Origin of the sequence: Streptomyces sp. AK02-01A, from assembly GCF_033795305.1 — a bacterium.
Lineage (GTDB): Bacteria > Actinomycetota > Actinomycetes > Streptomycetales > Streptomycetaceae > Streptomyces.
In genome coordinates this window covers 245,065-255,641 of the sequence record NZ_JARBAE010000005.1, presented here as the reverse complement: position 1 = coordinate 255,641, position 10,577 = coordinate 245,065, and the positions used below count along the sequence as shown (strand labels likewise).

At 69.8% G+C, this 10,577-nt stretch carries 10 protein-coding genes, 2 rRNA genes and 1 pseudogene; 11 read left to right on the top strand and 2 right to left on the bottom strand.

The window, feature by feature from the left end:
* The 4 genes from PV679_RS08460 to PV679_RS08445 all read left to right on the top strand — a co-directional run.
* Positions 1 to 78: ribosomal RNA gene (locus PV679_RS08460) — 23S ribosomal RNA — on the top strand; the annotation flags it as partial.
* A 107-nt stretch (positions 79 to 185) separates the two neighbouring features.
* A 5S ribosomal RNA gene (gene rrf, locus PV679_RS08455) occupies positions 186 to 302 on the top strand.
* 222 nt (positions 303 to 524) lie between these two features.
* Positions 525 to 1,847 carry a hypothetical protein gene (locus tag PV679_RS08450; protein WP_319679443.1) on the top strand — a complete coding sequence of 441 codons (1,323 nt, stop codon included), beginning with the start codon at positions 525 to 527 and terminating at the stop codon, positions 1,845 to 1,847.
* On the top strand, positions 1,847 to 2,719 hold the full coding sequence (locus tag PV679_RS08445; protein ID WP_319679442.1) for a tetratricopeptide repeat protein: 873 nt from the start codon (positions 1,847 to 1,849) through the stop codon (positions 2,717 to 2,719). The genes PV679_RS08450 and PV679_RS08445 overlap by 1 nt, the downstream gene beginning before the upstream one ends.
* Positions 2,720 to 2,777: 58 nt before the next feature.
* Here the strand turns inward: PV679_RS08445 and PV679_RS08440 are convergent, their stop codons facing one another.
* Positions 2,778 to 4,100: a DUF1015 domain-containing protein gene (locus PV679_RS08440; RefSeq protein ID WP_319679441.1), complete on the bottom strand. Its 1,323-nt coding sequence runs from the start codon at positions 4,098 to 4,100 to the stop codon at positions 2,778 to 2,780.
* Between the two features lie 72 nt (positions 4,101 to 4,172).
* On the opposite strand from PV679_RS08440, the gene PV679_RS08435 reads away from it, so the two are divergent.
* From PV679_RS08435 to PV679_RS08415, 6 genes and pseudogenes are all read left to right on the top strand, one after another.
* Positions 4,173 to 5,201, top strand: a complete 1,029-nt coding sequence (locus tag PV679_RS08435) for an HAD-IIA family hydrolase (protein WP_319679440.1) — start codon at positions 4,173 to 4,175, stop codon at positions 5,199 to 5,201.
* 260 nt (positions 5,202 to 5,461) lie between these two features.
* Positions 5,462 to 6,427 (top strand): FecCD family ABC transporter permease, encoded by a 966-nt coding sequence (locus tag PV679_RS08430; protein WP_416069670.1) that lies wholly within the window; start codon positions 5,462 to 5,464, stop codon positions 6,425 to 6,427.
* Positions 6,424 to 7,494, top strand: coding sequence for a FecCD family ABC transporter permease (locus PV679_RS08425; protein ID WP_319679439.1), 1,071 nt, complete (start codon positions 6,424 to 6,426; stop codon positions 7,492 to 7,494). Before PV679_RS08430 ends, PV679_RS08425 begins: the two co-directional genes overlap by 4 nt.
* 69 nt (positions 7,495 to 7,563) lie before the next feature.
* Entirely contained in the window at positions 7,564 to 8,382 is an 819-nt protein-coding gene (locus PV679_RS08420) for an ABC transporter ATP-binding protein (RefSeq protein WP_319679438.1), read from the top strand.
* Positions 8,383 to 8,591: 209 nt separating this feature from the next.
* The gene (locus PV679_RS36165) at positions 8,592 to 8,771 is read left to right on the top strand and encodes a hypothetical protein (RefSeq protein ID WP_416069669.1); all 180 of its coding nucleotides are present in this window, start codon (positions 8,592 to 8,594) and stop codon (positions 8,769 to 8,771) included.
* Positions 8,772 to 8,875: 104 nt separating this feature from the next.
* Positions 8,876 to 9,589: pseudogene (locus PV679_RS08415) on the top strand (NAD(P)H-binding protein); the annotation flags it as partial.
* Between the two features lie 297 nt (positions 9,590 to 9,886).
* Here the strand turns inward: PV679_RS08415 and PV679_RS08410 are convergent.
* Entirely contained in the window at positions 9,887 to 10,234 is a 348-nt protein-coding gene (locus tag PV679_RS08410; protein ID WP_319679462.1) for a sterol-binding protein, read from the bottom strand.
* Between the two features lie 42 nt (positions 10,235 to 10,276).
* On the opposite strand from PV679_RS08410, the gene PV679_RS08405 reads away from it, so the two are divergent.
* On the top strand, positions 10,277 to 10,552 hold the full coding sequence (locus tag PV679_RS08405; protein WP_319679437.1) for a hypothetical protein: 276 nt from the start codon (positions 10,277 to 10,279) through the stop codon (positions 10,550 to 10,552).
* The last annotated feature ends 25 nt before the right edge of the window (positions 10,553 to 10,577 follow it).

Here is a 10,577-nt window from a genome sequence, read left to right as displayed (position 1 = left end):
ACTGGGTTGATAGGCCAGATGTGGAAGACCGGTAACGGTTGAAGCTGACTGGTACTAATAGGCCGAGGGCTTGTCCTCAGTTGCTCGCGTCCACTGTGTGGTTCCCGGGTTGCGAACAGTCGCACCGGTTGAACCAGTATGTACTCAATTGAAGAGTGTGCTTGTTCGCTAGAGCCCGATAGGGTTTCGGTGGTCATAGCGTGAGGGAAACGCCCGGTTACATTCCGAACCCGGAAGCTAAGCCTTTCAGCGCCGATGGTACTGCAGGGGGGACCCTGTGGGAGAGTAGGACGCCGCCGAACAATCTTTCAAGGACCCGTGGTCCAGCGTTCATGCTGGACCACGGGTCCTTTTTTGTTTTGCCTCTCATTAGCCGATGCGCATCGGCAGGCCCACTGCGCGAGAATGACTGCGGTACCCGAAGACAGGAGCTCTACCGATGTCCCCCAATTCCTCCGACGACCGTCCCGAGCGCGATCAGCGCCCCAGGGACAGCGGCGACCGGGGCGGCTTCCGCGGAGGTCGTGACGATCGCGATCGCGGACCGCGACGCGATGATCGGGACCGTGGTGGTTTCCGTCGTGATGACAACAACCGCCGTGACGACAATCGCGGCGGCGGGTTCCGCGGTTCGCGTGACGACCGTCCCAGTGGTCCGCGTCGTGATGACGACCGTGGTGGTCGTCCCGTTTCCGGCGGTGGTGGTTTCGCTCGGCGGGATGATCGTGGTGGTCGGCCGTCCGGTGGCGGCGGGTATGGCCGTCGTGATGACCGGCCGAGTGGTGGTCCGCGTCGTGATGATGACCGTGGTGGGTTCCGTCGCGATGACCGTCGTGATGACCGGCCCGCTTTCCGTCGCGACGACCGTCCCAGCAGTGGCCCGCGTCGCGACGACCGTCCCAGTGGCCCCCGTCGTGATGACGACCGTGGTGGTCGTCCCGTTTCCGGCGGTGGTGGTTTCGGCCGGCGGGATGATCGTGGTGGTCGGCCGTCCGGTGGCGGCGGGTATGGCCGTCGTGATGACCGGCCGAGTGGTGGTCCGCGTCGTGATGATGACCGTGGTGGGTTCCGTCGCGATGACCGTCGTGATGACCGGCCCGCTTTCCGTCGCGACGACCGTCCCAGCAGTGGCCCGCGCCGTGACGACCGTCCCAGCGGCCCCCGCCGTGATGACCGGCCGAGCGGTCCGCGCCGTGACGACCGTCCCAGTGGTCCGCGCCGTGACGATGACCGCTTCGGCGGCCCGCGCCGTGACGACCGGCCGAGTGGTCCTCGGCGCGACACGGACCGCGGCGGGTTCCGCCGTGACGACAACCGCCGTGACGACAACCGTGGCGGTGGCTTCGGCCGTCGTGATGACCGGCCGAGTGGTGGTCCGCGTCGTGATGATGACCGTGGTGGGTTCCGTCGCGATGACCGTCGTGATGACCGGCCCGCTTTCCGTCGCGACGACCGTCCCAGCGGCGGCCCGCGCCGTGACGACCGGCCCAGTGGCCCCCGCCGTGACGACGACCGCGGCGGTCGGCCGGCTGGTGGCGGTGGTTACGGGCGTCGTGACGACCGTCCGAGCGGGCCTCGCCGTGACGACGACCGTGGCGGCCGTCCCAGCGGTGGCGGCTACGGACGCCGTGACGACCGCGGTGGCCGTCCCAGCGGCGGCGGTGGCGGCGGCTACGGCCGTCGTGACGACCGTGACCGTGGTGGATACCGCGGTCGCGACGACAACCGAGGCGGCGGCTACGAACGTCGTGACGACCGGGACCGTGACCGGGAGCCGATCAAGCGGCTGCCGATCCCGGACGAGGTCACGGGCGACGAAATCGACAGGAGCGTTCGGCAGGAGCTGATGAGCCTGCCCAAGACCCTCGCCGAGGATGTCGCGAGGAACCTCGTCATGGTCGCCAAGCTGATCGACGAGGACCCGGAGCGGGCTTACGCGTACTCGCGCGTGGCACTGCGGCTCGCCTCCCGGGTCGCCGCCGTACGCGAGGCCGCGGGCTTCGCCGCGTACGCCACGCAGAAGTACGCGGAGGCCCTGGCCGAGTTCCGGGCGGCGCGCCGGATGACCGGGAACGTCGATCTGTGGCCCGTCATGGCGGACTGCGAGCGCGGCCTCGGCCGTCCGGAACGCGCGATGGCGATGGCCGGCGAGCCCGAGGTGCAGAAGCTCGACAAGGCCGGGCAGGTCGAGATGCGGCTGGTCGCGGCCGGTGCGCGCAGGGACATGGGGCAGCTCGACGCGGCCATCGTGACCCTTCAGAGCCCTGAGCTGGCGTCGAACTCGGTACAGCCGTGGACGGCTCGGCTGCGCTACGCGTATGCCGATGCACTGCTCTCGGCCGGCCGTGACGACGAGGCGCGGGAGTGGTTCGCCAAGGCGATCGAGTCGGACAAGGACGGGGCCACGGATGCCTCGGACCGTCTTGCCGAGCTGGACGGGATCGAGTTCGTCGACGCCATGATCGAAGACGACGCCGATGACGATGACGATGACGACGATGCCGAGGCAGAGACCGATGCCGCGGCCGCGATCCTGAGCGACGTGCGGCCGACAGACGCGGAGCCGCGGGAAGTCCCCGACATCGACGATGAGATCGATGCCGATGACGAGATCGACGAGGACGCCGATGATGACATTGAGATTGACGATGACATCGACGAAGACGAAGACGGCCACGTCGCCGTCGACGTCGAGGGCGCTGAGCGCGACAAGCACTGAGTGATGACGCGAGTGGGCGGCACCCCGGCCGGGGTGCCGCCCACTCGCGTTTTTTGTCTCAGTCGACGGTGAGGCTCCGCAGCACCAGTCCCGTCGCCGGCTTGGGACCGAAGGATGTGGACTTGCGCGGCATGGTGACGCCTTGGCGGGCCAGGTCGAGCACGACTTCCTCGCGTACCGGATGCAGCAGGACCGCGGTGCCGCCGTGGCGTTCCGCCTGGTCGACGGCGGCCTCCGTGTCATGGATGTACGCGATGTGCTCCGGGGCGTCCGGGATCCGCCAGACATGGTCCAGCAGCGTGGAGTGAAGGACCGTCGCGTCCAGCTCGCGCCAGGCGGCCGGCCGGTCGGCGCGGACCGTACGCGCCAGCAGGTCCTCGTCCGGACGGTCGACCAGATGGAATCGGCCGTCTCCGGCGAGCAGGAACGCGTTGCCCGAGGCGGCGGCGTCGGCCAGGGCGTCGAGCGCCTCGGACAACGGGCCGTCGATCGTACGGACCCGGAAGGAGCCCGAGAGCGCCGCCACGGCGCGGTCGACGGGCAACCCGTGGAGCAGCCGGTGGATGGCGCGGACCCGGAGTGGATGGCGCACCGTGTCGACCAGCAGGACCAGGCCGTAGCCCCATGGTCCGGTGGCCGGATGCTCGTCGCGCAGCCGGAGATATGTCGCCCAGCGGTGATGGCCGTCCGCGATCAGCGCCTGGTGGTGGGAGAGGTCGTCGGCGATCTCCGCGAGGTCGGCGGGATCCGTCACCGACCACAGCCGGTGACGGAAGCCGTCCTCCGTGGTGGTGGCGAGAAGCGGATCGCGGCCGATGGTGCGTGCGATGACAGCGGCCGTACCGGACGTGACGTCCGCGCCGCTGCCGCCGGGCGTACCGGCGTCGACGGTCGCGTCGCCCTCGCCGCGATAGGTCAGCAGCAGCGGTTCCAGATTCGCGGCGGTCGCCCGCATCAGCGCCGCACGGTCCTCCACGACGTCCGGCATCACATCCTCATGAGGCAGCACGATTCCGTCGGCGGGCGCGGAGAGCGCCAGGGCGCCGATGACTCCGCGCTGGAGCATGTCGCCGTCGCGCTGCTCGTACACATAGAGCGCGGGCTCGGGATCGGCCGCGAGGACGCCTTCGGACAGCCAGCGGCTCAGTGTCGACGCCGCCTGCCGGTGGCGGTCGCCGGGTGTGGCGGCCTGCGGAAGGATCAGCCGGACGATGTTGTGCGGATCGGCCGACTCAAGATGATGCAGGCCGTCGGGCCTGACGACCACGTCGTACGGCGGCGAGGTCACCGCGGCGAGGCTGCCGACCCGCTCGGGGACATAGCGGAGTCCACGGAACGGATTAAGTCGCAGCCCCTTGCCCGCAGGACCCGTTGTGTTCATCTGTGCATCGTATGTGTCAGCGGCGATGAGCGATGATCGGGGGAGAGGCCACGAGCGAGGAGCGGAAGACGGATGAGCGAGCAGAGCAGGACCAGGCCGAGCGGCAGTGCGACGGCGCTGAACGAGACGTACGACACGGCTCTGCTCGATCTCGACGGAGTGGTGTACGCGGGCGGCGAGGCCATCGCGCACGCGGTTGACTCCCTCGGTACGGCCAGGGACGCCGGGATGCGTCTCGCGTATGTCACCAACAACGCGCTGCGCACGCCGGAGGCCGTCGCGGAGCATCTCACGGAGCTGGGCGTGCCGGCCGATGCCGCCGATGTGATCACCTCGGCTCAGGCGGTGGCCCGGCTGATCGCCGAGCAGGTCCCGGAGGGAGCGCGGGTGTTGGTGATCGGCGGGGAGGGACTGCGGGTGGCGCTGCGCGAACGCGGTCTCGAACCGGTGGAGTCCGCCGACGAGGATCCGGCCGCCGTGGCGCAGGGATACGGCGGGCCCGACCTCACCTGGGGCCGGTTCGCGGAGGCCTGTGTCGCGATCTCCCGTGGTGTGCCGTGGTTCGCGTCCAACACGGATCTGACGATTCCGAGCGCGCGCGGGATCATGCCGGGCAATGGCGCGGCGGTCGAGGTCGTACGGATCGCGACGGGCGCCGAGCCGCAGGTGGCCGGGAAGCCGCTGCCGCCGATGCACCGGGAGACGGTCCTGCGGACCGGAGCGAAGCGGCCGCTCGTCGTGGGAGACCGGCTGGACACGGATATCGAGGGAGCGTTCGCCGGCGGTGTGGACTCGCTGCTCGTGCTGACGGGAGTGACGGACGCGGCGCGGCTTCTGGCCGCCGCGCCACGGCACCGGCCGACATATGTGGACGCTGATCTGCGCGGACTGCTGACCGGACAGCCCGAAGTGACCGAGGCGGACGGTGCGTTCGGCTGCGGCGGATGGACGGCTTCCGTCCAGGGCGGCGTGTTGGCGCTCGACGGAGACGGTGCGGCGCTGGACGGGCTGCGTGCGTTGTGTGCGGCGGCCTGGACGGACGCGGGCGACGGTTCCTGCGAGCTGGAGGCCGGTAAGGCGCTGGCGAAGCTCGGACTGTAGTCCGCCGGGAACGGCCTTGGCCCTGTCCGGCCGTCGTGGGTCAGGCGGGATGTGTCAGACAGGGCCTGGGGTGGCGTGCTCTCGCCGTGCGGGAGCCGCCGCCTTGGCGGGCGGTCCGAAGGCCGCCGGCTGCCTCCGGCGAGGCCATTGCGAGGGTAGGCTAACCTAACCTCGTGTTGGTCGACAGTCCTCCAGAACAGCGCGCGGAGCCGATTCCTCCCGCCGCCGCCCGCAGAAACCGCTCGTCGCGCGCCGCGGGGCTGCTGCTCTCTTTCGGCATCCTGCTGCTGGTCTGTGCCGCCAGCATCGCGGTCGGTGCCAAGCCGCTGCCGCTCGGCGACGTGTGGCACGGACTGTTCCATGACACCGGCACCGCCAGTGATGTGATCGTCGCCGATGTCCGGCTGCCGCGGACGGTCCTCGGACTGCTCGTCGGGACCGCACTCGGGCTGGCCGGCGCCGTGATGCAGGCGCTCACCCGTAATCCGCTCGCGGAGCCCGGGCTGCTCGGTGTGAACGCCGGAGCCGCGGCCGCCGTCGTCTCGGCCATCAGCTTTCTCGGCGTCACCTCGCTCACCGGTTATGTGTGGTTCGCCTTCCTCGGCGCGGCGGTCGTCTCGGCCGTCGTATATGTCCTGGGCGGCAGCCGGGGCGCCACGCCCGTACGGCTGGCGCTCGCGGGTACGGCGGCGAGCGCCGCGCTGTTCGGCTATGTCAACGCCGTTCAGCTACTGGACTCCGCGGCCCTCGACCGCCTGCGCTTCTGGACCGTCGGTTCGCTCGCCTCGGCCGAGATGTCGACCGTCGGCAAGGTATGGCCGTTCATCGCCGCGGGCGTACTGCTGGCGCTGCTGATCGCCCGTCCGCTGAACGCCATGGAACTGGGTGACGAGACCGCTCGCGCGCTGGGCGCGCATCTCACCCGTACCCGCGTCCTCGCGATGCTCTCCGTGACCTTGCTGTGCGGCGCCGCGACGGCGGCGTGCGGGCCGATCGTCTTCGTCGGGCTGATGGTGCCTCATCTGGTGCGTGGCATCACGGGCCCCGACCTCCGGTGGATCCTGCCGTACGCGGCGGTGCTCTCGCCGGTACTGCTGCTGGGCGCGGATGTGGTCGGCCGGGTCATCGCCAGGCCGTCCGAGATTCAGGTCGGCATCGTCACCGCGCTGATCGGCGGGCCCGTCTTCATCCAGCTCGTACGCCGCAAGAGGATGGCCCAGCTATGACCGTGTTCTCCCGCGAGAAGGCGCCGGAGCGCCGCGTGATCCGGGCGATCCGTCTGCCCGGCGGGCTCTCCGTACGGGTCGACAACCGCTCCGCACTGGTGGTTCTGCTGCTCGCGGTCGCCGCGCTGGCGGCCGGAGTCGTACTCATCGGCAGCGGCGACTATCCGGTCTCTCCCGGCGATGTGGTCGCGGCTCTGACCGGAAACGGTACGTCCGGCCAGGAGTTCATCGTCCGGGAGCTGCGGCTGCCGCGGGTCCTGGTCGGACTGCTCGTCGGCGCGGCCCTCGGCCTCGGCGGCGCGGTCTTCCAGTCCATCACCCGCAATCCACTCGGCAGTCCCGATGTGATCGGCTTCGGTCAGGGCGCGACCGTCGGCGCGCTGACTGTGATCGTCCTCTTTCACGGCGGTGCGGTCGCTGTCGCCGGCGGTGCGGTCGTCGGCGGTACGGTGACCGGCGTCGGCGTCTATCTGCTGGCCTGGCGGCGCGGAGTGCAGGGATACCGGCTGGTGCTCGTCGGTATCGGCGTGGCCGCGATGCTCACCGCCGCCAGCCACTATCTGGTCACCAAGGCCGATCTGATCGACGCGACCCGTGCCGTGCTCTGGATGACCGGCTCGCTCGACGGCCGCGACTGGGCCCAGGTCTGGCCGCTGCTGGCGGTCTGCGCCGTGCTCGTACCGCTGATCCTCGGTTATGGACGGCCCCTGCGCATGCTGGAGATGGGCGACGACGCGGCGTACGCGCTCGGAGTGCGGGTCGAGCGGACCAGAGTGGTCCTGATGGCCTCGGCCGTGCTGCTCGTCGCCGTCGCGACCGCCGCCGCCGGCCCCATCTCCTTTGTGGCGCTGAGCGCCTCCCAGCTCGCCCGCAGGCTGACCCGCTCGCCCGGTCCCCACCTCGGTCCCGCGGCCGTCATGGGCGCGGTGCTGCTGCTGGTCGCGGACTGGATCGCCACCTCGGCCTTCGGCGACCGGGAGTTGCCCGTCGGTGTGGTGACCGGTGTCCTCGGCGGCTGCTATCTGCTCTGGCTGCTGGTCGGCGAACGCAAGGCAGGGCGCATATGAGGGCGCGACACATCCGAACGCGTGCGTGAACGGACATTTATGAACCCCGTGGACATCAGGAGTACGACCATGCAGCGCCTCACCGCGGAATCGGTGACCCTCGGCTATGACCAGCGGATCATCGCCCGCGAACTGTCGGTGGAGATACCCGACCGTTCCTTCACGGTGATCGTCGGCCCGAACGCCTGCGGCAAATCGACATTGCTGCGGGCGCTCTCCCGGATGCTCAGGCCCACCGAGGGCCGGGTCCTGCTGGACGGCACGGCCATCCACTCGATGCCCGCCAAGAAGGTCGCCAGGACGCTCGGTCTGCTGCCGCAGTCGTCCATCGCGCCCGACGGCATCACGGTCGCCGACCTGGTGGCGCGCGGACGCTATCCGCACCAGGGGCTGCTGCGCCAGTGGTCGCCGGAGGACGAACGGACGGTCGAGGAAGCGATGGCGGCCACCGGAGTCGGTGAGCTGGCCGATCGCTATGTCGACGAATTGTCCGGCGGTCAGCGCCAGCGCGTGTGGATCGCCATGGCCCTGGCCCAGCAGACCCCGCTGCTGCTGCTCGACGAGCCGACCACCTTCCTCGACATCCAGCATCAGATCGAGGTGCTGGACCTCTGCGCCGAGCTGCACGAGACGGAGGGCCGTACGCTCGTGGCCGTCCTGCACGACCTCAACCACGCGGCCCGTTACGCCACGCACCTCATCGCCATGCGTGAAGGGCGGATCGTGGCGGAGGGAGCGCCGGCGGACGTGGTCACGGCCGAACTGGTGGAACGGGTGTTCGGTCTGCGCTGTCAGGTCATCGAGGACCCGGAGACCGGCACGCCCCTGGTGGTCCCGGCGGGCCGCCGCACACGGCGGACGGCCGCCGTGTCCACCGAGACGTCATAGGCGCCGCCACAGCGAGGATGTCGAGGGTCTCTCGCCGGAGGCTGTTCGGCCGCCTGAGCGGGCTTGTCTCATCTTGATGCGCGTTACAACACTACAAGTGTGAGTACATCGTCCATAGCCGAGATAGTCGGTGACTGTCTGGGGCGCGCGTCCGGCTGATCGGCCGGACGCTCACGAGTCTTTACGGCGGTGCCCTCGACGGTCATGGTGTGACCATTGCCCAGGTCAACCTCTTGGCCGCTCTGGGCAAGGTCGGTCCCTGTGCGCCGTCAAAGCTCGGTGATGTGCTGCGACTGGAGAGGTCCACTGTCAGTCGGCTTCTTGGTGTGACGGGCGTGAACGCGGTCCAGAGCGTTGCGTGCTGTATGGGGTATGCGCCAGGCGCCTGAGGGTCGTCCCGTAATCCCCGGCGGGCACGCGACGACGGTTACGGCGCCTCGCCGCGTTGTCGGGACGTCCCATACATGTCGTCCGTGATGGGGCGTAATCCGTGATGGGGCGTAAAGCGTTTTCTCGATCGGAGAAACTGAGAGATATGGAGATGGCCCACGACGACAGGCTGTTCCTGATCACGGGCGCGACCGGCAAGACCGGGAGCGGCGCGATCCAACTGCTGCTGGAGCGCGGTCACCGCGTCCGGGCGATGGTCCACCGGGAGGACGAACGCTCCCGGGCGCTGGCCGAGGCCGGCGCTGAGGTCGTCGTGGCCGACTTCCATGACCTGGATGGTGTGAGCGCGGCCGTGCAGGGCGTTGCCGGTGCCTATTTCTGCTATCCGATCCTGCCGGGCCTGGTGGAGTCGACCGTCATCTTCGCCCAGGCGGCGACCGAGGCGGGTGTCCGGTCCGTGGTCAACATGTCGCAGATCTCCGCCCGCCGCGAGGCCGTCAGCAACGCCGCCCGGCAGCACTGGCTGTGCGAGCGTCTGCTGGACCGGACCGACCTGGTGACCACCCACCTGCGGCCGACCTTCTTCGCCGAGTGGCTGAAGGTGTGGTGGGAGGTGCGGGGCGGCGAAGGATTCCTGCGGCTCCCGTTCGGCGAAGGGCGGCACGCCCCGATCGCCTCGGCCGACCAGTCCCGGGTGATCGCCGCGGTGCTGGCTGACCCCGAACCGCACGACCGCGCGGTCCATACCCTGCACGGCCCGGTCGAGCGGAACCACTATGACATCGCCAATGCCATGGCCGGTGTGCTCGGCCACCGGGTGCACTACGAGCCGATCGCCGTCGAGGAGTTCGCCTCGGCCATGCTCAGGCGCGGGCTGCCCGAACACCTCGTCCAGCACCTCGGCAACGTCGCCGTCGACTACCAGAACGGCGTCTTCGCCGGCACGAACGACATCGTCAGGAAGGTCGGTGGACGTGATCCGCTTTCGGTCGAGCAGTTCGTTGCCCGCGACCGGTCGGACTTCGACACCAGCGGCCCCTACTTCGTCCCGCCCCCTGATGCGGCCGGCTTACGACAGGCAGCCGGCCCGACCGGCATCGTGACCGGACAGCCCTTAGAGCAGAGCCCTCAGGCGCAGCAGATCGAGAAAGCTCGCGTCCAGCCTGATCCGTCCCGAGGCCCAGGCGCGGGCGAAATTCAGCTCGCCGCCGACCAGCGTGACCAGGTCGTCGCCCGCCATGGCCAGTGCGATCTGCGCCTTTCCGCGCGGCGGGCCGTCCAAGGTGCCGGCCACCACGATCCGGCCGCCCGTCAGACGGCCGGCGAAGGTGATGTCCAGATCCGTGATGTGGCAGCTCAACGAGCGGTCGAAGCCGGCCGCTGTGCGGACCTTGCCGTCCGCCCGGGCCAGATTCTCCGAGAGCTTGTCGAGTGCGCCGCGGCACTCCTCCTTCGTCGCCATCGCGACCGACGGTACCGCAGCGCTTCGGGGTAGCGTCTGGGCATGAGCGACTCGATGGCGGGCCCGGCCGAGCGGGAGCCCGGAGCGGCGGACATCCCCGTGTACGAACCGGCGGCGCCACGGCCGCTCGGTGTGGAACGCGTACCGACCGGCGACGCCGGCGTGGACGAGCGGCTGGCCCGTCTCGCCGACGCCGACCACCTCCCCGCCGACGGCCATGCCGAGGTGTACGAGGATGTACACCGGGGACTGCGCGACGCGCTGACCGCGCTCGACGCACGTCCAGCATCCCAGGGACCGCACGGGCCTCTGGGATGACACGGTGGCCCGGGGACCACAGCGG

What these genes read in the sequence shown, in the direction of transcription:
- PV679_RS08410 (WP_319679462.1), bottom strand. Translation starts at nt 10,234, where the DNA reads ATGGCGACGAAGGAGGAGTGCCGCGGCGCACTCGACAAGCTCTCGGAG.
- PV679_RS08420 (WP_319679438.1), top strand. Translation starts at nt 7,564, where the DNA reads ATGCAGCGCCTCACCGCGGAATCGGTGACCCTCGGCTATGACCAGCGG.
- PV679_RS08445 (WP_319679442.1), top strand. Translation starts at nt 1,847, where the DNA reads ATGAGCCTGCCCAAGACCCTCGCCGAGGATGTCGCGAGGAACCTCGTC.
- PV679_RS08435 (WP_319679440.1), top strand. Translation starts at nt 4,173, where the DNA reads ATGAGCGAGCAGAGCAGGACCAGGCCGAGCGGCAGTGCGACGGCGCTG.
- PV679_RS08405 (WP_319679437.1), top strand. Translation starts at nt 10,277, where the DNA reads ATGAGCGACTCGATGGCGGGCCCGGCCGAGCGGGAGCCCGGAGCGGCG.
- PV679_RS08440 (WP_319679441.1), bottom strand. Translation starts at nt 4,100, where the DNA reads ATGAACACAACGGGTCCTGCGGGCAAGGGGCTGCGACTTAATCCGTTC.
- PV679_RS08425 (WP_319679439.1), top strand. Translation starts at nt 6,424, where the DNA reads ATGACCGTGTTCTCCCGCGAGAAGGCGCCGGAGCGCCGCGTGATCCGG.